Here is a 23,141-nt window from a genome sequence, read left to right as displayed (position 1 = left end):
GATCGAACTGGGGCGGGTCTTTTTCATGACCGGACTCGAACAGAATCATTGCTTCCGCATGGGGTTTTCGGCCATCAAGCTGGACAAAATCGATGCCGGTGTGCGCCGTCTCGCGGAACTCGTGCGGGCGCAGCGGCCAGATGAGTGATGCGTCCGTTTTGCGCGCACGGCACGCGTGCGACGCGAACGGGCGCTAGCTGACCCCGCATTGAGCAGCGCGCCAGTTGTCGTGGCCCGCGCTGGCCCATACGAAAACCACCCACTGGAACTACCACGCAAGGCGTGCCTTATCTAACGTGTCGATAAAGCCAGCCGCATGAGCCCTTGCGCTGATGCGGCCCACCGTCATGTGAAGGGAGACACGTATGACCGACACGCTCGCGCGGGACACTCAGGCCAAAGAGGTGACGCCGGAAACGCTCGCCGCCTTTTCCGACGCGTTCAATCGCCACGACAGCGCCGCGTTAATGACGTTCATGACCGAGGACTGCATCTTCGATACGGCCGGCGGCAATGAAGTCCATGGCACCCGCCATAGCGGACGCGAGGCCGTGCGCGCCGCCTTTGAAGCGGTCTTCAGGACCTTTCCCGACGCGCATTGGGGGCAGGGGCGCCACATGGTGGCGGGCGAGCGAGGCGTCTCCGAATGGGTGTTCACCGGCACGCACGCCGACGGCTGGCGCATCGAAGCCGAAGGCTGCGACCTCTTCGAGTTCCGCGACGGACTGATTGCGGTCAAGCGGGCGTTTCGCAAGGAACGCCCGAAGCAACCCGCTCAATCCGTTTGATGCGCCCACGGAGATCCGCATGAAACACGATGCGTTTCAATTCGAACGGGCGGATTCAGCGGCGCAAGCAACCGACGGCGACACGCGCTACGACCCTACCTATGATCCGCTGATAGCGCCAGGTCCTGGCCTGGGCAGAGAGTACGCGCCGACCTATTGGGTCGCCACAGCGGGCACGCCGCCCGCCGACGACGGTCCTGTGACACACGATATGAACGTGGACGTCGCGATTATCGGCGGCGGCTATACCGGCCTCGCTGCGGCGTTGTTCCTCGCTCGTGAGCATGGCATCAGGGCGGTTGTGCTGGAAGCAAACCGCGTGAGCTGGGGATGTAGCAGCCGCAACGGCGGCCAGGGACAGAATGCATCGGGGCGGCTGTCGCGCTCGCAATGGATCGAACGCTGGGGCAAAGATGTCGCGCTGAAAATGCACGACGAAATCCAGCAAGGGTTCGATACCTTCAAGTCGCTGATCGCCGAGATTGACTGCGATCCGCAACCGGGTGGCCACTTTCTGATCGCGCATCGGCCGCGCATCATGCAGGCGCTCGCCGCCGAGGCGAAGGTGTGGAGAGACGTCTTCGGCTACCCGTCCGATCTGCTCGATGCCGAGACCTTGCGTCGAGAATACGTGAACGACGCGGAAGCAGCGGGCGCGCTGCACGAACCTGAGGGCATCGGTATTCACGCGTTGAAGCTGGCGTTCGGCTATCTGCGTCTTGCGCGTGAAGCTGGGGCTAAAGTGCATCCGGCCAGCCCGGTGACAGGCTGGGAGACCATCAATGGCGTCCATCATCTGCGTACGCCAGGTGGCACGGTACGAGCACGCGCAGTTGGCATCGCAACGGGGGCTTACACGCCGCCGGGGCTACACCGCTCGCTGATGAGCAAGGTGATGCCGATCCTCTCCAATTCACTGGTCACCCGTCCACTCACCGCGTCCGAGATCGCCGCCTGCAACTTTCGCACGACCCAGGTCCTCACCGATACGCGCACATTGCGCTTTTATTACCGACTGCTTCCGGATCAGCGCCTGCAGATGGGCAGCCGCAGTGCGATCACTGGCCGCGACGCACCCAATCCCAGGCACTTCGAATTATTGGTGGAGGGACTGCATCGCAAGTTTCCGGCCCTGCGTGGTATCGCTATTGATTACTCGTGGTGGGGCTGGGTGGATGTCAGTCACGACATGATGCCGCGTGTCTTCCAACCGGACCCGAGGGAGAGTGTGTACTACGCGCTGGGCTTCGGTGGCAACGGCGTGTCGTATTCGGCGCAGGCGGGGCGGCGGCTAGCGGAGCGTATCGCGGGAAAAGGGGCGCAGCAGAGCTTGCCGATCTTTACGTCGCCGTTGCCGGGACATCCGTTCGCGCCCTTCCGGCGCTTGGGACAGCGCATGCTGTATCACTGGTATTTCCTGCGCGACGAGAAGCCCTAAGCGTTTAAGCATGAAGGTGGACGGCGGCGCTCAAGCCGCCACCGCGTGCGGCTTACGTGCGAACACCACGCCCAGCGCAACCGATGCGAGCCTCGAGAATTCCGAATCCGTCCGGCTCGTCAACACGACCGGCACACGTGTGCCGAGCACCAGTCCGGCGCATTGCGCGTGACCCAGATAGATCAACGACTTGTACAGCGTATTACCGGTTTCGAGGTTCGGCACCAGCAGGATGTCGGGGCTACCCGCGACCGTCGAGGCAATATGTTTGATCCGCGCGGATTCCGCCGAAATCGCATTATCGAAGCCGAGCGGCCCGTCGAGTTCGCCGCCGGTGATCTGCCCGCGCTCGGCCATCTTGCAGAGCGCGGCTGCATCCACCGTGCCGCGGATAGCCGGATTAATCGCCTCGGTCGCGGAAAGAATACCCACGCGCGGCCTGCCGATACCGATAGCGTGGGCCAGATCGATCGCGTTCTGCACGATATCGCGCTTCACCAGCAGATCCGGTTCGATATTGACGACGCAATCCGTCAGCATCAGCGGCCGGTCGACGTCCGGCATGTCGAACATAAACGCATGCGAAATGCGGCGGTTCGTGCGCAGACCGGCTTCGCGGCTCACCAGTACGCCCATCAGTTGGTCGGTGTGCAGGCTGCCTTTCATCAGCATGTGAGCGCGGCCCTCGGCGACGAGCGCGGCAGCAGCGTGGGCGGCGGCGATGGGGTCGTCGACCGTATCTACGATCTCAACGCGCGACAGATCGGCGTCGCTCTCCAACGCAATCTGCGTAATACGCGAGTGCGGTCCAACCAGCACGACCTGCGCGAGTCCGCGGGCCGCCACATCGAGGCTCGCGCGCAGCGCCAGTGGTTCGCAGGGATAGACGACGGCGAGCACGATATCGGCGCGGCACGCCGCGTGTTCGATCAGACCGGTGAGATAGGGGTACGCGTGCGGCATGGTGTCTCCTGCCTAATCATGGCTTCGGCCTGGTCTATGCCCGGCTTACGACTGAACGATGCCAGGATCATCCCGGCGAAAACCGGCAGTGGGTCACGCCACCTGCACGGCCATTCGAGCGCCGCACCCTGTAATACACAGGAGCCTGCGCGCACTCTAAAACGTTGCTGCCAGTTCCTGCGCCGCTTCCTGCAAGCGCGGAACGAATTCAAGCGCCCGCGACAGCGGAGCGCGCGAAACGGGCGCATGTACCGCAATCGCCGCAATGCACACGTTGTTTTCATCCATCACTGGTGCGGCGACGCAGACGATGCCGGCCAGAAACTCTTCGTTGTCGATGGCAATGCGCTTGTGCGCGGTGCGATCGAGTTCGGCTTCAAGCAGTTCCGGGTCGGTGATCGTGTTGGGGGTGAAGCGCTCCAGCCGCATGGCGCGCACCAGCGCGCTGCGCTGTTCGCGCGGCAGCATCGACAGCAGCAGTTTGCCGCTTGCGCTGCAATACGCCGGCACGTGCGAACCGGGCTTCAGATCGAGCCGCAATGGCCACGGTGCTTCCATGCGATCCAGATAGAGCACTTCGGTTTCATGCAGCATGGTCAGATTGCACGTCTCACCGAGGTCCGCGACGAGGCGCGAGAGGATCGCGCGACGCAGCCGCCGTGCGCCTGAATGCATCACCACGCCCAAGCCAAGCTGAGCGAGACGCGGCCCGATGACGTAGGCGTTCTTGTGGCCCGGCTCGCGGATCACGAGACCGCCTGCCTCAAGCGAAGCGAGCATGCGGTGTAGCGAAGCCTTGGGCAGCGCGACATCTTCCGCGATATCCGCCAGCGACACCGGCCCTTCGGCGTTCACCAGATGTTCGAGCAGCGCGAAGGCGCGCAGGGTGGGGGTATCCGCTTTAGTCATGTCCGCCGTTCCGGAAAATGGATCGGCCATATTGTACAGGGCGCCTTGACGGGGGCCGGAGACAGCTGGCGGGGTGCTTTTTGAGGCTTCGGTCGTGCTTCTTTCGTTCCGTTTTTCGGAACGATTTGATCCGTCATGCGCGGGCACCCTGGACCCCGCTTCAGGGGCCTCAGTCATACCAGCTAGCAGGGGCGGGTGGGTGTCCATGAACCTACTATGGTGTACGCATTCATTTTTGTCAACGAAACGTACCGAAAAATGGTTTGCTGTTTTGGGGTTGTTCAAATACACTTTGATCAAGCAATAAACAGAACGTTTCGTTCCATCTTTGTAAGTCGGCGCAAAGCGGCGCAGAACCGCACAGCACAGCGTGACCGGCCGGCGTACTTCATCACTGACCTAACGAGCAGGAGACGCAACATGAGCAATCGCAAGGTGACTCAAGGCCGTACCCGGATGACACCCTCGGAAGCGTTCGTCGAAACGCTGGTGGCAAATGGCGTAACCGATGTGTTTGGCATCGTCGGTTCGGCATGTATGGATGCGCTGGACATCTTCCCGGCGGCGGGCATTCGCTACATTCCGGTCGTGCATGAGCAGGGCGCGGGTCACATGGCCGATGGTTTTTCGCGCGTATCCGGGCGGCACGGTGTCTGTATGGCGCAAAACGGCCCGGGTATCACCAACTTCGTCACGTCGATTGCGGCGGCATACTGGGCGCACAGCCCGGTCGTGATGGTCACGCCGGAAAGCGGCACGATGACGATGGGCCTCGGCGGTTTTCAGGAAACCGAACAATTGCCGATTTTCTCGAAGATCACCAAGTACCAGGGCCACGTCAATAATCCACGGCGCATGGCCGAAATCACCGCGCGTTGCTTCGACCGCGCGATGCTCGACATGGGTCCGACGCAACTGAATATCCCGCGCGACTACTTCTACGGCGAATACGAGTACGAGATTCCGGAGCCGATCCGCATCGAGCACGGCGCCGGCGGCACCCAGGCGCTGCAGGAAGCGGCCGATCTGCTGGCCAGCGCGAAATTTCCGGTAATCCTCTCCGGCGGCGGCGTGGTGATGTCCGATGGCGTCGAGGCGTGCGTGAAGCTCGCCGAACTGCTGGACGCGCCGGTCGTCAACAGCTATCTGCACAACGATTCGTTCCCGGCGAGCCATCGCCTGTGGTGTGGGCCGCTTGGCTACCAGGGCTCGAAGGCGGGCATGGAACTGATCGGCAAGGCCGACGTGGTGCTCGCGCTGGGCACCCGTCTCGGACCGTTCGGCACTTTGCCGCAACACGGTCTCGACTATTGGCCGAAGAACGCGAAGATCATCCAGGTGGATGCGGACCCGAAGATGCTCGGTCTCGTGAAGAAGATTTCGGTGGGTCTGGCAGGCGACGCGCGTTCGGCCGCGCTCGCGCTGGAGCAGCAACTCAGGAGCCGTCCGCTGGAGTGTCACGAGAACCGCGAGCAGCGCCTGGCCGACGTGCGTAAACAGAAGGACGCGTGGGAAAAGGAACTCAGCGAATGGACCCACGAGAAAGACCAGTACAGCATGGACGTCATTAAAAATGCGTCGGAGATGCATCCGCGTCAGATGTTGCGTGAGTTGGAAAAGGCGATGCCGAAGCACGTCATGGTGTCGACCGATATCGGCAACATCTGCTCGGTGTCGAACAGCTATCTGCGCTTTGAACAGCCCCGTTCGATGTTTGCCGCGATGAGTTTCGGCAATTGCGGCTACGCGTTTCCGGCGGTGATCGGCGCGAAGGTCGCGGCGCCAGACCGTCCGGCAGTCGCGTACGTGGGCGATGGTGCTTGGGGCATGAGCATGGGCGAGATTCTCACCTGCGTGCGCGAGAACATTCCCGTCACGGCCGTGGTGTTCCATAACAAGCAATGGGGCGCAGAAAAGAAGAATCAGGTGGACTTCTACAGCCGCCGTTTTCTAGGCACCGACCTCGAAAATCCGAGCTTCGCGGCGATTGCACGCTCGATGGGCGCGGACGGCGTGGTGGTCGACAAACTCGGCGATGTAGGTCCGGCGCTGGCTGCCGCTTGTGAAGCGCAAAAGCAGGGCAAGACAACGATCCTCGAAGTCATGGTGACGCGCGAGCTGGGCGATCCGTTCCGTCGCGATGCGTTGTCCATGCCGGTGCGCAAGCTTGAGAAGTACAAGGACTTCGTTTGACGCTTGCTTGACTTAAGGGGCCGTTGCCGCGATGAGCGGTGTGCGGCCCGTCTTCCTAACGGTTTGCGCCGCGTGCGGCTTGTAGCAGCGGCGCGATCTTCACCGCCGTCTCCTTCAGTTTCGGCACGCTCTCCAGCAGGTCGTTCAGGTTCGCTCGCGCTGTCGGTGCGTGGACGGCGAGTCCCGCGAGCACGTGTCCATCGTCCGCGTCCCGCACGGGCACGGCAATCGCCACCATGCCGCGCACAAACTCTTCGTTATCTACGCCGATGCCTCGCGCCGCGAGGCGGTCGAGTTCGGCCTCGAGCAGGCTCAACTCAGTCAGCGTGCGATAGGTCATACGTTTTAGCGGGAGCCGGGCGAGCACTGCGGTGCGCTCGCTTGCTGGCATATGTGCGAGAAACAGCTTGCCGCTCGCGGTGCAGTGCAGCGGCACACGCGTGCCGGGTTGCAACTGCAGACGTAGCGGTTCGCTCGTCTCGACGCGTTCGATGTACAACACGGTGTCGCCATCGAGTGCAGTGAGGTTGCAGGTTTCACCCAGCGTATCCACCAGCGAGCGCAGCAACGATCGGCAGGCGCGTGTGAAACTGTTGTTGGCAAGCGTGGCAAGCGCCAGTTGCGCCGCACGCGGACCGAGCGCAATGCCGCGATCCGTACCGCGCGAATCTGGCATATGCATCACGTACCCCTGCGCTTCGAGGGATTCGATCAGCCGCATCAAGGTGGCTTTTGGAATGTGCAGCCGTGCAGACAGTTGGGACAGCGAATAAGGCTGACCCGCGGCGGCCAGTTGTTCGAGCACCGAGAGCGCGCGCAGCACCCGGGTGTCGTCGCCGGATTCGCTGGGCGGGAGGTGCATGAGCACTGCCATCGGTCTCCTCATTTGTTGGCGTGAGACGAGGGCGCGCGGCCATCGCGGACCCTTGCCGTACAAATCTCCGGCCACCACTGAAAACGCAAAGTGAAACAAAAAATTCGGTTTTCGCCCCAGATTCACGGATCCTAGCGCGAAGTGCTTGAATTTGGAATTCACCCGCCATAAATTTAAACGAAACATACCGCTTTTTAAAAGCACCGAAACGGCAACCCGCTTGTATGGGCCGTAAAGGAGACACCCACCATGACACGCAGTTTCGACTATGTGGTCGTCGGCGCCGGATCGGCTGGCTGTGTGATGGCCAACCGGCTCTCGGAGGGCGGCCGCTATTCGGTGTGTCTGCTGGAAGCGGGGCCTGCTGACCGCTATGTCTGGATCCATATCCCCATCGGTTATGGCAAGACCATGTTTCACAAGGTCTACAACTGGGGCTTCTATACCGATCCCGATCCGAACATGCACGACCGCCGCCTCTACTGGCCCCGTGGCCGCACGCTCGGCGGCAGCAGTTCGATCAACGGCCTCATCTACGTGCGCGGCCAGCGGCAGGACTACGACCACTGGGCGTCACTGGGCAATCGTGGCTGGAGCTGGAGCGAGTGTTTGCCGTACTTCAAGCGGCTGGAACACAACGAGCTAGGTGCATCTGCGACGCGCGGTGTCGACGGTCCATTGTGGGCGTCCACGATCAAGCAGCCGCACGAACTGGTTGACGCATTCATTGCGGCCTCGAATCAGTTAGGTGTCGCAACCGTGGACGACTTCAATACCGGGGACCAGGAAGGCGTGGGGTACTACCAGTTGACGACGCATCGCGGTCTGCGTTGCTCGACTGCCGTCGCCTACCTGAAGCCCGCACGGCAGCGCAGCAATTTGCATGTCGAAACCGATGCGATGGCCACCCGAATCCTGTTCGACGGCACGCGCGCCACCGGCATCCGTTATATGCAGCGCGGCGAAGTGCATGAGGTGCGTGCACATCGGGAAGTGATTCTGACCGCCGGTGCGCTGCAATCGCCGCAGTTGCTGCAGGTATCGGGCGTCGGACCCGCCAGCCTGTTGCGCGAGTTCGGCATTCCGGTGGTTGCCGACCGCGCCGGTGTAGGTGAAAACCTGCAGGACCATTTGCAGGTTCGTCTGATCTATGAGGTGACCAAGCCCATCACGACGAACGATCAACTGCACTCGTTGATGGGCCGCGCGAAGATGGGCCTGCAATGGGCGCTGTTTCGCGACGGGCCGCTCGCAGTGGGCATCAATCAGGGCGGCATGTTCTGCCGCGCCTTGCCGGACGAAGCGGAAACGCCCGACATCCAGTTTCATTTCTCCACGCTTTCTGCCGATTCCGCAGGCGGCGATGTGCATGCGTTTCCCGGGTGCACCTATTCGGTCTGCCAGTTGCGCCCGGAATCGCGCGGCGTGCTGCGCATCCGTTCCGCCGATATGCGCGAGGCGCCGTCGATTCAACCGAATTACCTTGCAACGGAGCTTGATCGCCGCACTACGGTCGCCGGTGTACGTTTCGCGCGCCGCGTTGCCGCAACGCAGCCGATGGCCTCGTTGATGAAGCGGGAAGTACGCCCAGGCGCCGACGCACAAACGGATGACGAACTGCTGGAGTTTTGCCGCGAATACGGTCAGACGATTTTCCACCCATCCGGCACAGCGAAGATGGGTGTGGCGAGCGATCCACTTGCGGTTGTCGACGAACGCTTACGGGTCTACGGCACGCGCGGTTTGCGCGTGGTGGATTGCTCGATCATGCCGACGCTGGTGTCGGGCAACACGAATGTGCCGATCGTGATGGTCGCCGAAAAGGCCGCCGCCATGATTCTCGACGACGCGCATACGGCCGAACACGGCTGGCAAACCACATCGCCGGTTGAAGCGGCGGCGTGAACGATTAGGGCGCAATAGCAATAGCAATAGCGGGATTGCATGTAGCTGAACGAAGCAAAGCGGCGGGCCTCGCCCGCAACATGCCGGCGTAAGTGCCATGCTGTATGGCACGGATTTGAAAGCATCGCCCAGCCGGCCATAAAAACCGCCCCGGAGGAGACAACAGGGGCTTTGTGTCCTGGCGCGTCGCTCACGACGCGGCATGGCCATCCTATGGAGATCCGTTATGGCAATCGATCACCGAGTCGTGCGTCGCGTTGCATTCGCCAGCGTGATCGGCGCAACCGTCGAATGGTATGACTTCTTCCTGTACGGTGTCGTCGCCGGCATCGTCTTCAACAAGCTGTACTTTCCCGGCAGCGATCCCCTTGTCTCAACCATGCTCGCGTACGCGACCTTCGCGGTGGGCTTTGTCACGCGGCCCTTGGGCGGCGTGCTGTTCGGCCACTTTGGCGATCGCGTCGGACGCAAGTCGGCGCTGATCCTGACGCTGGTGATCATGGGCATTTCTACAGCGGGCGTGGCCTTTGTGCCGACGTTCGCGCAGATCGGCGTCTGGGCGCCGATCCTGTTGTTATCGCTGCGCGTGCTGCAAGGCATCGGGCTGGGCGGAGAATGGGGCGGGGCGGTGCTGATGGCCTACGAATATGCGCCGCCGGGCAAACGTGGGCTGTATGCGAGCTTGCCGCAGATCGGCCTGTCGATTGGCTTGTGTCTGGCCTCCGGCATGGTGGGCGGCCTGTCGCATCTGCTGCCGGAAGCAGCCTTCATGTCGTGGGGCTGGCGCGTGGCGTTCGGCGCGTCGCTGCTGCTGGTGGTGTTTGGTTTGTACATCCGTCTTAAGGTGATGGAAACGCCTGAGTTCCTCGCGCTCAAGCGCAACCGTCAGGAAGCCAAAATTCCGTTCGTCGACATGATCACGCGCTATCGCCGCGAGGTGCTGCTCGGCATGGGCGCACGGTATATCGACGGCGTGTTCTTCAACATGTTCGCCGTATTCTCGATTGGCTACCTGACCCAGCATATCGGCCTGAGTCGCACCGACGCGCTGCTCGGCGTGATGATCGCAGCGCTAGTCATGTGCTTTTTTATTCCGATCTTTGGCAATCTGTCGGATCAAATGGGCCGCGCTCGCGTGTACATGTGGGGTTCGTTGATTTGCGGCCTCTCGGTGTTTCCTGCCTTCTGGCTGATGGAGAACCAGCTCGGCAATACGTTGATGATCTGGCTCGCCATCGTGATTCCGTTCGGCATTTTCTACGCAATGGTGTATGGCCCCGAAGCGGCGCTTTTTGCCGAGCTGTTCGATGCGAAGGTTCGTTATACCGGCATCTCCTTCGTGTATCAGTTTTCCGGCATCTTTGCGAGCGGGCTCACCCCGATCATCGCGACGGCGCTGTTCCGCATGAATGGCGGCAAACCTTGGGCGGCGTGCGGCTATGTGCTGTTTTCGGCGCTGGTGTCCGCATGGTCGGCACGGGCGATCGAGCGGCAGCGGCGCGCCGATGTATATGGCGATGTGGTGAAAGCGCACTGAACGGCGCTAACGGTCGGGCAGCGGGGGGCGCGGTGCGCCTACATGCGAAAGGTCTTCGCGGTTTCCTCGGCGGCGAGCCGCAAGTCAGGCACAAACGCCAACAGATCGTCGAGCACGACCCGCCCGACCGGCGCCTGCACCGCAATCGCGGCACACGCGCGATTGCGGTCCAGCATTACCGGCACGGCTATCGCGATGAGCCCCTGCAGATGCTCCTGATTGTTGATCGCCAACTGGCGCCGCCGTGTGGTCATCAGTTCCTTGCGCAAGGCGTCGCGGTCGGTAATTGTTCGCTCCGAATAGGCACGCAGCGGCAATGCCTCGATGACACGCTCACGCCGGTCCTTCGGCAAAAAGCTGAGCAGCAGCTTGCCGCTTGCCGAGCAATGCAGCGGCACGTGCGAGCCCGGTTGCAGATGCATGCGCAACGGCCATTCGGTTTCCACCCGGTCCACGTACACCACGTCGTTACCTGAGAGCATCGTCAGATTGCAGGTCTCGCCAATCTTCGCCACCAGTTGTTCGAGCAAAACGTGACGCGCGGCGGCGGGTCCTGCATGCATCAGCACGTTGACCGCCAGCATGCGAACGCGTGGCGAGCACTCGTAGAGGCGGTCCCGGGCGGTGCGCGTCACGAGCCACGCGTCCATCAACTGCACGAGGATGCGGTGCACGGTCTGCTTCGGCAAGCCGAGTGCGTGCACGAGATCCATCATGGACAGGGGGGTGCCGGCTTCAGCCAGGGTTTCGAGTACGCGAAACGCGCGCACCGCCGCCGCATTCGATTGATTCGAAGTCGACAAGGGGTCTCCTCTACGTCTTATCCGTAACGTTGATTGTGCATCGAATCGATCATTTTTCGGGACTACGGACAGTCCCGAATTTTGTGTTTTTCGATGCGCCCGGGGTCACGGTCGAGGTTAGTTCGAAAAACGGGACTACGAACTTCCTCCGGCTGGATAGATTGATAACAACGCCACACTTACCGAGCCGGAGTGCACCGTATGAACCTCAGGGATACAGGAGCGCAAGCCGCACAGACGCGCGACGACGGCGCGGTTGAACGCAACGTCGCTGCGCTGGTGGCGCGGGCTCGCGCCGCCCAACGCGTGTTCGAATATGCGGGACAGGAGGTGCTCGATACCGCTGCTAACGCCGCCGCGTGGGCCATCATGGAGCCGGGGCGCAACCGGCAACTGGCCGAACTGTCCGTGCGCGACACGGGTCTTGGCAACGCGGACGACAAGTTCCGCAAGAACTACCGTAAAACCCTGGGTCTGCTGCGCGATCTGCATGGGCAGAAAACCTGCGGCGTGATTGACCGCGACGACGCAACCGGGATCGTGGAAATCGCACGCGCGGTGGGGGTGGTGGCCGCTGTCACACCGTCCACCAATCCGGCGGCAACACCTGCCAACAAGATCATCAACGCGCTCAAATGTGGCAATGCGGTGATCGTCGCGCCCTCGCCGAAGGGCTATTCGTCCTGTGCACTGCTGATCGAATTCATTCACGCGCAATTCGCCAAGGCGGGCATCGCCGCGGACCTCGTGCAGATGTTGCCCGCACCGATCAGCAAAGCGGCCACCGCTGCCCTGATGCGTAACGCGGATCTGGTGGTGGCGACCGGCTCGCAAGCCAATGTGCGCATGGCTTATGCGAGTGGCACGCCGGCGTTTGGCGTTGGCGCGGGCAATGTAGCATCGATTGTCACGGCGTCCGCCGATCTGCACGATGCAGCGCACAAAATTGCCCGTTCGAAGACCTTCGATAACGCGACGAGCTGTTCGTCCGAAAATAGTGTCGTGATTGAAGAAGCGGTGTACGCGCCGATGCTTGCCGAATTGGCCGCAAGCGGCGGCGTGATGCTCGACGCTGCACAGAAGGCGCGTTTGCAAGCCGCGATGTGGGTCAATGGGAAGCTCTCGGAGCAATGCACCGCACGCTCGGCCACTGTCATTGCGCAGGCCGCGGGGCTCGATGAGATTGCCGCTCAAGAACCCGCATTCCTGATGGTCGAAGAAACCGGCCACGGCACCGACTATCCGTTCTCGGGAGAAAAACTGGCGCCGGTTCTGACGGTCTACCGCGCCGCCGCCTTCGATGCGGCGGCAGAGATAGTGCGTGGCATCTACGGTTATATGGGCGCCGGACACTCAGTCAGCCTGCATTCATCGGAGGTTTGCCAGGCCGAGCAATTAGGCACGGCGTTGCCCGTTGCGCGGGTAATTGTCAATCAGGCCCATTGTCTCGCGACCGGCGGCAACTTCGACAACGGCCTGCCATTTTCCCTTTCGATGGGTTGCGGCACCTGGGGCCGCAACAACTTCTCCGGCAACCTCAATTTTCACCACTACCTGAATATCACGCGCATCGCGTACCCGATCACCGAACGCGTGCCTGAAATCGACGAACTGCTTGGCGATTACTTCGGGAGGGTGGGGCGATGAACATGCCGTTGACGATTCGCACGCTGATCGACGAGCGTGCTACGCGGTATCCCGACCGGCCCTTTCTGCTTCCCGCAGCCGAGGGCGATGACGACGGCGGCGCGGCCCACGCCGTACCGCTCACCTTCGGCCAGTTGCAGGACGACTGTCGCCTGCTCGAAGCGCGTTTTCATGACGCCGGACTGCAGCCTGGCGACGTCGTCTCGGTGTTCATGGGCAACGGCATCCAGACCGCACGGTTGTTGCTCGGCGCCATGTACAGCGGCCTGATTGCGCACCCGCTGAATCTCGTGTGCCAGCCGTCGCAGGTGCGCTATATCGTCGAGCATTCGGATACGCGGATGATCTTCGTAGGCAGCGAATGCCGCGAGGCCATCGCGGCTGCGTTGACCTCGTTGCGCGACCAAGGTGTGACCCGCGAGATTGCGGTGGTGCACACCGAGCCCGATGCGCCCGCGCTGCCCGACATACCGCCGCTTGAACCGGCGCTCGCCGAAGCGGCGGTGTGCGGTGCAACACAACAGGCCACTGCAGCGCGCGACGCTGATCCGGGCGCACAAACACAAGCCCGTGTGCATTTGCTCAAAGGCGACTCGACGGCGCTCCTGATGTACACCTCCGGCACCACCGGCGCGCCAAAAGGCGTGTTGCTGAGCCAGCGTAATCTACTCGCCAATGCTCGCAACATCAGCAGGGAGCACCGGCTCGGCGCCGACGACCGGGTGCTCGCCTCGCTGCCGCTTTATCACATCAATGGGCTGGTGGTGACGCTGCTCGCGCCGCTGTTCCATGCCGGGTCCGTTGTAGTGACGTCGCGTTTTTCCGCACGCACGTTCTGGCGCGATGTCGCCCGCTATAACTGCACCTGGATCAATGTGGTGCCCACCATCGTCGCCTACCTCCTCAATAACGAAGAAACCTGCGCGATGGATCTATCGGCGCTGAAGTTCTGCCGCAGCGCGTCGGCGGCGCTGCCCGCTGACCATCATCGCGCGTTCGAGGCACGCTTTGGCGTGGGCATTATCGAAACCATGGGTATGACCGAGACCGCCGCACCAGTCTTTAGCAATCCGTATGACATGGCGTTGCGGCGAGTGGGCAGCATCGGCCTGCCGTCGGGCAGCGAAGCCAAGGTGATCGCGCTCGACGGCAGTGAGTGCGCGCCCTACCTCTGTGGAGAGCTGGTGCTGCGCGGCGAGCAGGTGATGAGCGGCTATTACAAACGGCCCGAAGAAACACGCGCGGCCTTTACCGCGGATGGCTGGATGCGGACCGGCGATCTGGGCTACCGCGATGACGAAGGCTACTTCTACATCAACGGCCGCGCGAAGGAACTGATTATCAAGGGCGGCGAAAACATCGCGCCACGCGAGATCGACGAAGCATTGTTGCGGCACCCCGGCGTGCTGGATGCAGCAGCGGTCGGCGTGCCGGATACGGCCTACGGTCAGGAGATCATCGCGTTTGTGGTGCCGCGCGATGCGGATGGCGGCGCGCCGCTCGACGTGGAAGCTCTGCGCGAGCACTGCCTGCGCGAGCTGGGGCGCTTCAAGACACCGAAGGAATTTCGCCTGATTGACGAACTGCCGCGTGGGCCGTCCGGCAAGGTGCAGCGGTTGAAGCTTTTGCAGACCTGAGGCAGCAGCGGCGTAAATCACATAAAGACACACAGGAGACAGCATGGAAACGCACAAGCGGCGTGTGAAGACACGCCACATCATCCTGGCAGTGATGTGCCTGATGTATTTCATCTCGTACATTGACCGCGTGAACATCGCCGTGGCCGGTCCGCTGATTCGCCATGAAATGGGACTCACGACGGTTCAACTGGGGCTCGTATTCTCCGCTTTTGCGTATCCGTACGCGTTCATGCAGGTGATCGGCGGCTGGCTCGCGGACAAGTACGGGCCGAAACTGGTGCTGACGGTGTTGTCGCTGATCTGGGGCGTAGCGACGCTTGCCACCGGCTTCGCTGGCAGCGTCGCGATGCTGGTGGCGTTGCGTTTTGCGCTCGGCGTCGGTGAAGGCGGCGCGTTTCCGACCGCGACGCGCGCATTTACCTACTGGATGCCGGTTGCCGAACGCGGTTTCGCGCAAGGCATCACCCATAGTTTCGCGCGCCTGGGCGGTGCCGTGACGCCGCCGCTGGTGCTGGCGGTTGTGGTGGCGGGCGGCTGGCGCGATGCATTCATCCTGCTAGGTGTAGCAAGCCTTGCGTGGACGGTTCTCTACCTGTTCGTGTTCACCAACTCTCCGGAACAGAACCGCCGCGTGACGTCCGAGGAAACCGCCGAGATTGGCTACCGCATGGGCGACTGCGACCGTGCGAAGCACGCGGCGACGCCGTGGCGCAAGCTCATCCGTCGGATGTGGCTCGTGACTTTCGTCGACTTCTGTTACGGCTGGCTGCTGTGGGTGTATCTAACGTGGCTGCCTTCGTATCTGAAGGAAGCGCGCGGCTTCGATCTGAAACATCTGGCGCTGTTTACCGCACTGCCGTTGCTGGCTGGTGTGGTGGGCGACACGCTCGGCGGCGTCGTGTCAGACCGGCTTTTCAAGGCCACCGGCAAGCTGCGGTTCGCACGTTGCGCGGTGCTGGTCGTGGGCATGGGCGGCTCGCTGGCGTTTCTGCTGCCGATGATTTCCGCCACCAACCCGTTGACGGCAGTGTGGTTCCTGTCCGCGTCGTTCTTCTTCCTCGAGATTACCAACCCGGTGTTGTGGACCTTGCCGCTGGATATCGCCGGCAAATACGCTGGCACCGCGGGCGGCATGATGAACACCGGCTTCGGCGTCGCAGGAATGGTCTCGCCGGTCGTTTTCGGCTTCCTGATCGAGAAGACCGGCAGCTATAACGCGCCGTTCACGATCTCGGCGGGACTGCTGGCGGTGGGAATCGTCGCGGCGCTCTTTATCGACACCAGCAAGACGGTCGAGGCCGACGAAGAGCGCGAGCGTACCGAGGGTGTGCGCCTGGACGGCATCCCCGCGTTCCTGCAGGCGGGACCGGCCGTGCGGCTTGAGCGGCACCACCTGCGCCGGCCTTTGCGGTGGCGCAAGTGATGCCCGTCCTTATTTGGCGGGCTTGAGCTGGCGCAAACGCCAGATCAGACTGGAGGTATCGAAACGGCTGCCGCCCAGGTTCTGCACATCGCCATAGAACTGGTCCACCAGCGCGGTGACCGGCAGCGCGGCGCCGTTGCGTTTGGCCTCATCGAGGCAGAAGCCGAGGTCCTTGCGCATCCAGTCCACCGCGAAGCCGTAATCGAACCTGCCTTCGATCATCGTCTTGCCGCGGTTGTCCATCTGCCAGCTTGCGGCCGCTCCCTTGCCGATCACTTCCAGCACGAGCGGCATGTCGAGTCCCGCGCACTCACCGAAGTTGATCGCTTCCGACAAGCCCTGGACCATCCCGGCAATGCAGATCTGATTGACCATCTTCGCGAGTTGCCCTGCGCCCGCCGCACCAATCAGCGTGACGGCGGCGCCATAGTGATTGAGCGTGGGCGCTGCGTACTCGAAGGCTTTGGCGTCGCCGCCGCACATGATCGTCAGCGCGCCTTTTTGTGCTCCAGCCTGGCCGCCGGAGACCGGTGCGTCGATGAATTGCAGCCCGTGCCCACTCGCCGCCGCTGCGAGTTCACGCGCAACATTGGCCGAGGCGGTTGTGTGATCGACAAAGATCGTACCTTTCGACATGCCTGCAAACGCACCTTCATCGCCGAGCGTGACGCTGCGCAGATCGTCGTCGTTGCCGACACAGGCCATCACGAGGTCGGCGCCGTCGGTGGCTTCGCGCGGCGTGCGGGCGGCGCGTCCGCCATGCTCGGCGACCCAGGCTTCAGCTTTGGAGAACGTGCGGTTATAGACCGTGACGTCGAGGCCGGCGCGGGCCAGGTGACCGGCCATTGGGTAGCCCATGACACCCAGGCCGAGGAACGCGACGCGGCGGCTGGCGTCGCTGGAAGACGGGGCGGTGGAATCACTCACTGCGGCTCCTTCAAGTGGGGCGAAGTTGGGGAAATCCATTATGGCAGCGTTGCCGGCGCCGCGCTGCCGAGACGGGCGGGCACCCGGCGTTCTCACGGTGTACTCAAGTATCGGTCACCGCGATAGATGGGATATGAAATAGCGATTTTTCTTTTACATATAACGGACTTACGATTGACGGGTCGGTCGTCGGCTCCTGCGCGTCTATCGTTACATTGAAGATCGCGTTTCAAACCAGGGTTCAGCACGACGCGGCAACGCATTGCCCGCAGTTGAAGCGGTCCAAGGAGGCTCAAATGGAACACCACGCACGGGCACAGAACGAAAAGCTCGAGGTCAAAACCACGACGTGCTACATGTGTGCTTGCCGCTGCGGCATCCGCGTGCACCTGCGCGATGGCGAAGTGCGCTATATCGACGGCAATCCCGCGCATCCATTGAACCAGGGCGTCATTTGCGCGAAGGGTTCGTCGGGGATCATGAAGCAATACTCGCCGGCGCGCTTGACCCAGCCGCTGATGCGCAAGGCGAATGCCGAGCGCGGTAGCGCGCAGTTCGAGCCGGTGTCGTGGGAGGTCGCGTTCGCCACGCTCGAAAAACGACTCGCCCACTTGCGCGCCACGGATCCCAAGAAGTTCGCGCTCTTCACCGGCCGCGATCAGATGCAGGCGCTGACGGGCCTCTTTGCCAAGCAATTCGGCACTCCCAACTACGCGGCACATGGCGGCTTCTGCTCGGCCAATATGGCCGCCGGAATGATCTATACGATTGGCGGATCGTTCTGGGAATTCGGCGGGCCAGACCTCGATAGCGCAAAGCTGTTTTTCATGATCGGCACCGCCGAGGATCACCACTCCAATCCGCTGAAGATCGCGCTCTCCAAGTTCAAGCGCGCGGGTGGCCGTTTTATCGCCATCAATCCGATCCGTACCGGCTATGCGGCGATTGCCGACGAATGGGTGCCGATCCGCCCCGGCACGGATGGCGCGCTGTTCATGGCGCTGATCCACGAACTGCTGGCCGCGGATGCCTACGATCACGAGTTCGTCACGCGCTTTACGAACGCGGCTGAACTGCTGAATGTGAATGCGCAGAGCGACGCTTTCGGCCTGTTCGTGCGCGACCCCGACGCTCCCGAAGCCAATCCGCTGTTTCCGCAGAATCATCTTTGGTGGGATCTCAAGACACAACGCGCCGTGCTGCACCACACGCCGGGAGCGGAGCCGGCCGTGTCAGGGACGTACACGCTGGATGACGGCACGCCGGTCACGCCGTCCTTTGCGTTGCTGCGCGATCGCGTGGCGGATAGCACGCCCGAGTGGGCCGCGGACATCACCGGCATTCCTGCCGAGACGATTCGCCGACTCGCACGCGAAATGGCGCAAACCGCGCGCGATCACAAGATCACGCTGCCGGTGCAATGGACCGACGCATGGGGTCAAACGCACGACACCGTAACCGGCAATCCGATTGCCTTTCATGCGATGCGTGGCCTGGCGGCCCATTCGAACGGCTTTCAGTCGATCCGCGGGCTTGCCGTGCTGATGTCCTTGCTAGGCACCATCGACCGGCCGGGCGGCTTTCGTCACAAGTCGCCGTATCCGCGCGCCGTGCCGCCATCGGCCAAACCACCCAATAGCCCGGAAGCGGTGCAGCCGAATACGCCGCTGGCGAATGGGCCGCTCGGCTGGCCTGCTGCGCCGGAAGATCTGTTTATCGATGCGGCCGGCGAGCCCGTACGTATCGACAAAGCCTTCTCGTGGGAATACCCGCTTGCCGTGCATGGCCTGATGCATAGCGTGATCACCAACGCGTGGCGTGGCGATCCTTACCCGATCGATACACTACTGATCTTCATGGCCAACATGGCGTGGAATTCGTCGATGAACACCGTCGAAGTTCGCAAGATGCTGGTGGACAAGCATGACGATGGCGAATACAAGATCCCCTTCCTCGTGGTCTGCGATGCGTTCCAGTCAGAGATGACGGCCTTCGCCGATCTGATCCTGCCCGATACAACCTATCTGGAGCGTCACGATGCGATGTCGATGCTGGACCGGCCCATCTCCGAGTTCGACGGCCCGGTGGATTCGGTGCGCGTGCCGGTCGTGCCGCGCACCGGCGAGTGCAAGCCGTTCCAGGAAGTGCTGATCGAACTCGCGAGCCGCCTGAAGTTACCCGCATTCACGACGAAGGAAGGCACGCGCAAGTTTCGCGACTACCCGGACTTCGTGATCAACTTCCAGACTGCGCCCGATTCAGGCGTGGGCTTTCTGATTGGTTGGCGCGGCAAGGATGGCGACAAGGCGCTGGTCGGCGAGCCGAATCCGAAGCAGTGGGAGCAGTACGCCAACAACAACTGCGTATTTCATTACACGCTGCCCGAGACGCTGCAGTACATGCGGGGCGTGAACGGCCCGTATCTGAAGTGGGCCGTTAAAAACGGCTTTCGCAAGTTCGATACGCCGATCGTGATCCAGCTTTACTCGGACGTGATGCAGAAATTCCGTCTCGCCGCGCAGGGCAAAACCACCGGCCGCCAACCGCCGGACCATCTGCGCGGACGCGTCGAACGCTATTTCGATCCACTGCCGTTCTGGTACGAACCGCTTGAACTCGCCTCCACCGACCGCACGCGCTTTCCGCTGGCGGCGGTCACGCAACGGCCCATGGCGATGTATCACTCATGGGACTCACAAAACGCCTGGCTGCGGCAGATTCATGGGGAGAACTATCTGTTCATGAATCCGCTGATGGCGCGCGAGAACGGTATTGAAGACGGGGGCTGGATCTACGTGGAGTCCCCGTGGGGCAAGGTACGCTGCATGGCGCGCTATAGCGAAGCGGTCGAGCCAGGCACGGTGTGGACATGGAACGCCATCGGCAAGGCGGCTGGCGCATGGAACCTCGGCCCGGATGCCAACGAATCTCAACGCGGTTTCCTGCTCAACCACCTGATTACCGACGAACTGCCAGGCCCCACGCCAGGCGACGCACGCACGTCGAACTCCGATCCGATCACCGGGCAGGCTGCCTGGTATGACGTGCGGGTGCGTGTCTATCCCGCTGAAGCCGATGCGGATCACACGTTGCCGCAGTTCGCCCCGATGGAAAAGTTGCCGGGCGTGACCGGTGTGCTACATCGTGTCGTACAGACCTACTTCGCGGGGCGCGGCGAATTCGCCGCCCGTCTGCGCGGCACGATCAAACAGAAATGACGAGGAGCTTTCCATGACCCAGATGGCGCTCGTAATCGACCTGAACGTCTGCGTGGGATGCCACGCATGCGTGACGAGTTGCAAGGAGTGGAACACGTCCGGCGAAGCGGGCAGTCTGGCCGACTTCCGGCCCTACGACGCCGATCCGTCCGGCACGTTCTTCAACCGCGTGCAGACCTTCGAAGCCGGCGAGTTTCCACTCACCGATACGATTCACTTTCCGAAGTCGTGTCTGCACTGCGAGGATCCGCCTTGCGTACCGGTCTGTCCGACCGGCGCGAGCTACAAGCGCAAGGAAGATGGCCTTGTGCTGGTGGACTTCGACAAGTGTATTGGCTGCAAGTACTGCGCCTGGGCGTGTCCGTACGGTGCGCGAGAACTCGACGAAGAGCGCAAGGAGATGACCAAGTGCACGTTGTGCGCGGATCGCATCCACAACGAGGCTTTGCCCGAGCGCGATCGCAAGCCGGCCTGTGTGCTGGCGTGTCCGACTTCGGCACGGCTCTTTGGCGATATTCACGATCCGGAGTCGGTGGTGTCGCAGGCAATTCGTGAGCGCGGCGGTTATCAGTTGATGCCGGAGTGGGAAACGAAGCCTGCTAACCACTATCTGCCGCGTCAGAAGATCGCTTCGTGCGGCGCTGACTCGTGTTCGTGCCAGTCGGGCAGTGCGGCGTCTCAGATCGGTAGTGCGGATGAGACGACCGCGGAAACGGCTCACGCAGCTACATTGGATGCCTCATTGGAACAGGGACCCCTGCATGCGGAACGACGGAACCCTGTCGCCGGGATGCTGGACCGCGTATTCAATATCCTGAATCTTGGGAGAAGCGCATGAAGCCGGCATTTTCAGTGGTGTTTCTGACCACGCTAAGCGGCGCGGGGCAGGGCTTGCTGATCGCGCTATTTGGCGTCGAACTGGCCACGCGGCTCGGGTGGGTTGCAGGCAGTGCGGCGCCCCCGCAGATGTTCTTCGTACTCGGCGCGGCGCTTGTGGTCGCGCTGGGCGGACTCGGGCTGGTGGCTTCGTTCTTTCACTTGGGCCATCCCGAGCGGGCATGGCGGGCTATAGCGATGTGGCGCACCTCCTGGCTCTCGCGGGAATGTCTGGCGCTGCCGGCGTTTCTCGGTTGCGCGTTTGCGTATGGCATCGCGCACTGGTTCGGGTCACCCTGGTCACTGGCAATTGGCTCAGTTGGCGTAGTAGCGAGCGTGGTGCTGTTTGTCTGTACGTCGATGATCTATGCGTGCCTGCGTTTTCTGCAGGAATGGGCCACGCCGTTGACCATCGTCAACTTCGTTCTGCTTGGTTGCGCGTCGGGGTTCACGATTGCCACGGCTTGCGCGGCCTGGTTCGTACCTTCTCTGATTACAGCGCTGGCGGTGTGCGCGTGCGTGCTAACCATCGCAGCAGGCGCGAGCCGCGTGGCGTCGCTCGTGCGTAATGCAGGCTTGCGGCCCAAGTCGACGGTGCAGAGCGCGACGGGTATCAAGTCGCCCAAGCTGGTGCAAAAATCGCGTGGCTTTACGGCCGGTGCGTTTAATTTGCGCGAGTTCTTTCATGGGCAGACACCGCGGACTCTGCAACGAATCAAGTGGACCTTTCTGATCGCTGCGTTTCCCCTACCGTTTGTGTTGATCGCGCTGGGTGGCAGTCTGTCGTCGATTGCTGCGTCGTTCTGGCTGCTGTGCCTCGCGTGCCTCGTGCAGTACGCGGGACTGGTCGCGGAACGATGGTTCTTCTTCGCGGAAGCGCGGCATCCGCAAAATCTTTACTATCGGCAAGTCTCTTGAGTCAGACAACACGCGCAGCCCGCGTCAGTTCGTACGAGGCATGAAAGACGCTCGCCGATGCCTGCACGTTGCCAAGTCTGTCCGCCGAGATCGAGCGGGCTGACCCACCGGCGCGCGCCGCTTACGAAAGTGAATTGCAGGGGGTGAGGGCGGCCGTCGCTGCCGGATTGCCCGACGGCACTCAAGCGGAGCGTGACGCACGTGCCTGGGTGCTGCTTTCGCTGCTGGCGGGCGGGGTCACGCTGGCGCGTGCGGTCCCGACCGAGGCGACCGCGCTAGAGATTGCAGCGGCTGTGCAGGCGGCGGTCGACCTGTTGGCGCAACCCCAAAAAACCTGCGAACGTTAAATGCCCGCCAACCACCCCGCCGATGCACCCGCGATTTTTTCCGCCTACGCGCCGCAGGCCGACGTCGGGCAACTGACAGCAATGCTCAAGAGCCACACCGATCATCATCACAACGTGGTCAGCCAAGCCGATTACGCGCAGGCTGAGCCACGTGCAACACATCGTAGACCGAGCCGCCGCGTGCTGCATCGGGCGGCGCTGACGAAATGGTGAAGCGAATCAGTCGCCAGTCAGCGAGATTGAGCGCCGCCCATACGGCCACGGTATCGGCACGCGCAGCGATGCTTCGGTTGAGTTCAGTTTCGTCGGCATAGAGGGCGGCACGATCGACCCCGGCGTCGATTGGACGCTCGTCGCGATAGACCGACACCGCCTGGCGCGCGCTGCCGTTGCGCGCATCAAGGGGCAACCAGGTTTCGATCTGCGGCCGGCCAAACGAATCGGTCACGGCCTGAAAACGCTCATCCATCAGAAAACGCACTGCGGCATCCGAATCGAACCAGAGGTAGATCGAGGCGTAGACGTTGCCCGTCGCGCCATGCTGGTTGCGTTGCTGCAAGGAGAACAACTTGAAGATCAAGCCCTGCGTGTCATTCCACAGCGGCCCGCGCTGCGCAACGCGGCGGCGGATGATCTCCAGATCGTAATCGGCGGGCAAGCGGTGTGAGTACTGCATCGCGAACATGCCATCCTCCGTTGGTTGATACAACGGTAGACAGTGTGCCCGCGCATGCC

The 23,141-nt window shown here is 62.2% G+C and carries 18 protein-coding genes; 12 read left to right on the top strand and 6 right to left on the bottom strand.

Annotated elements, in window-relative coordinates; translation table 11 throughout:
• The first annotated feature begins 365 nt into the window (after positions 1 to 365).
• Positions 366 to 788: a nuclear transport factor 2 family protein gene (locus WCA85_RS29915; RefSeq protein ID WP_424068479.1), complete on the top strand. Its 423-nt coding sequence runs from the start codon at positions 366 to 368 to the stop codon at positions 786 to 788.
• Positions 789 to 807: 19 nt separating this feature from the next.
• Entirely contained in the window at positions 808 to 2,226 is a 1,419-nt protein-coding gene (locus WCA85_RS29910) for an NAD(P)/FAD-dependent oxidoreductase (RefSeq protein WP_424068478.1), read from the top strand.
• A 30-nt stretch (positions 2,227 to 2,256) separates the two neighbouring features.
• Here WCA85_RS29910 and WCA85_RS29905 read toward each other — a convergent pair whose 3' ends face one another.
• Complete coding sequence (locus WCA85_RS29905) at positions 2,257 to 3,189, bottom strand: bifunctional enoyl-CoA hydratase/phosphate acetyltransferase (RefSeq protein ID WP_424068477.1); 933 nt, start codon at positions 3,187 to 3,189, stop codon at positions 2,257 to 2,259.
• 156 nt (positions 3,190 to 3,345) lie between these two features.
• Positions 3,346 to 4,098, bottom strand: coding sequence for an IclR family transcriptional regulator (locus WCA85_RS29900; protein WP_424068476.1), 753 nt, complete (start codon positions 4,096 to 4,098; stop codon positions 3,346 to 3,348).
• A gap of 420 nt (positions 4,099 to 4,518) precedes the next feature.
• Between WCA85_RS29900 and xsc the strand changes: the two genes are divergently transcribed.
• Complete coding sequence (gene xsc, locus WCA85_RS29895) at positions 4,519 to 6,291, top strand: sulfoacetaldehyde acetyltransferase (protein ID WP_424068475.1); 1,773 nt, start codon at positions 4,519 to 4,521, stop codon at positions 6,289 to 6,291.
• A 55-nt stretch (positions 6,292 to 6,346) separates the two neighbouring features.
• Here the strand turns inward: xsc and WCA85_RS29890 are convergent, their stop codons facing one another.
• Positions 6,347 to 7,165 (bottom strand): IclR family transcriptional regulator, encoded by an 819-nt coding sequence (locus tag WCA85_RS29890; protein WP_424068474.1) that lies wholly within the window; start codon positions 7,163 to 7,165, stop codon positions 6,347 to 6,349.
• Positions 7,166 to 7,414: 249 nt separating this feature from the next.
• Between WCA85_RS29890 and WCA85_RS29885 the strand changes: the two genes are divergently transcribed.
• Entirely contained in the window at positions 7,415 to 9,070 is a 1,656-nt protein-coding gene (locus WCA85_RS29885) for a GMC family oxidoreductase (RefSeq protein WP_424068473.1), read from the top strand.
• Between the two features lie 226 nt (positions 9,071 to 9,296).
• Complete coding sequence (locus tag WCA85_RS29880) at positions 9,297 to 10,607, top strand: MFS transporter (protein WP_424068472.1); 1,311 nt, start codon at positions 9,297 to 9,299, stop codon at positions 10,605 to 10,607.
• Between the two features lie 38 nt (positions 10,608 to 10,645).
• Here WCA85_RS29880 and WCA85_RS29875 read toward each other — a convergent pair whose 3' ends face one another.
• The gene (locus WCA85_RS29875; protein WP_424068471.1) at positions 10,646 to 11,410 is read right to left on the bottom strand and encodes an IclR family transcriptional regulator; all 765 of its coding nucleotides are present in this window, start codon (positions 11,408 to 11,410) and stop codon (positions 10,646 to 10,648) included.
• A 201-nt stretch (positions 11,411 to 11,611) separates the two neighbouring features.
• On the opposite strand from WCA85_RS29875, the gene sauS reads away from it, so the two are divergent.
• The 3 genes from sauS to WCA85_RS29860 are packed head-to-tail and all read left to right on the top strand — an operon-like array spanning position 11,612 to position 16,120.
• Positions 11,612 to 13,057 carry an acylating sulfoacetaldehyde dehydrogenase gene (sauS, locus tag WCA85_RS29870; protein ID WP_424068470.1) on the top strand — a complete coding sequence of 482 codons (1,446 nt, stop codon included), beginning with the start codon at positions 11,612 to 11,614 and terminating at the stop codon, positions 13,055 to 13,057.
• A complete protein-coding gene (locus WCA85_RS29865) occupies positions 13,054 to 14,694 on the top strand; it encodes an AMP-binding protein (RefSeq protein ID WP_424068469.1) in 1,641 nt (546 codons plus the stop codon). Before sauS ends, WCA85_RS29865 begins: the two co-directional genes overlap by 4 nt.
• Positions 14,695 to 14,737: 43 nt before the next feature.
• Complete coding sequence (locus tag WCA85_RS29860; protein WP_424068468.1) at positions 14,738 to 16,120, top strand: MFS transporter; 1,383 nt, start codon at positions 14,738 to 14,740, stop codon at positions 16,118 to 16,120.
• 9 nt (positions 16,121 to 16,129) lie between these two features.
• Here WCA85_RS29860 and WCA85_RS29855 read toward each other — a convergent pair whose 3' ends face one another.
• Entirely contained in the window at positions 16,130 to 17,047 is a 918-nt protein-coding gene (locus WCA85_RS29855; RefSeq protein WP_424068467.1) for an NAD(P)-dependent oxidoreductase, read from the bottom strand.
• Between the two features lie 296 nt (positions 17,048 to 17,343).
• On the opposite strand from WCA85_RS29855, the gene WCA85_RS29850 reads away from it, so the two are divergent.
• The 4 genes from WCA85_RS29850 to WCA85_RS29835 all read left to right on the top strand — a co-directional run bounded on the left by WCA85_RS29850 (position 17,344) and on the right by WCA85_RS29835 (position 22,406).
• Positions 17,344 to 20,265 (top strand): molybdopterin oxidoreductase family protein, encoded by a 2,922-nt coding sequence (locus WCA85_RS29850; protein ID WP_424068466.1) that lies wholly within the window; start codon positions 17,344 to 17,346, stop codon positions 20,263 to 20,265.
• A gap of 13 nt (positions 20,266 to 20,278) precedes the next feature.
• Entirely contained in the window at positions 20,279 to 21,103 is an 825-nt protein-coding gene (locus WCA85_RS29845) for a 4Fe-4S dicluster domain-containing protein (protein WP_424068465.1), read from the top strand.
• A complete protein-coding gene (locus WCA85_RS29840) occupies positions 21,100 to 22,059 on the top strand; it encodes a dimethyl sulfoxide reductase anchor subunit family protein (RefSeq protein ID WP_424068464.1) in 960 nt (319 codons plus the stop codon). The genes WCA85_RS29845 and WCA85_RS29840 overlap by 4 nt, the downstream gene beginning before the upstream one ends.
• A 68-nt stretch (positions 22,060 to 22,127) precedes the next feature.
• Positions 22,128 to 22,406 carry a hypothetical protein gene (locus WCA85_RS29835; protein ID WP_424068463.1) on the top strand — a complete coding sequence of 93 codons (279 nt, stop codon included), beginning with the start codon at positions 22,128 to 22,130 and terminating at the stop codon, positions 22,404 to 22,406.
• Positions 22,407 to 22,524: 118 nt separating this feature from the next.
• On the opposite strand, the gene WCA85_RS29830 is transcribed toward WCA85_RS29835, so the two are convergent.
• Positions 22,525 to 23,091: a DUF4865 family protein gene (locus tag WCA85_RS29830; RefSeq protein ID WP_424068462.1), complete on the bottom strand. Its 567-nt coding sequence runs from the start codon at positions 23,089 to 23,091 to the stop codon at positions 22,525 to 22,527.
• Positions 23,092 to 23,141 lie beyond the last annotated feature (50 nt).

Origin of the sequence: Paraburkholderia sp. (genome assembly GCF_049581445.1) — a bacterium.
Classification (GTDB): Bacteria; Pseudomonadota; Gammaproteobacteria; order Burkholderiales; family Burkholderiaceae; genus Paraburkholderia.
The sequence above is the reverse complement of the archived record's forward strand: the minus strand, read 5'-3'. Positions and strand labels throughout refer to the sequence as shown.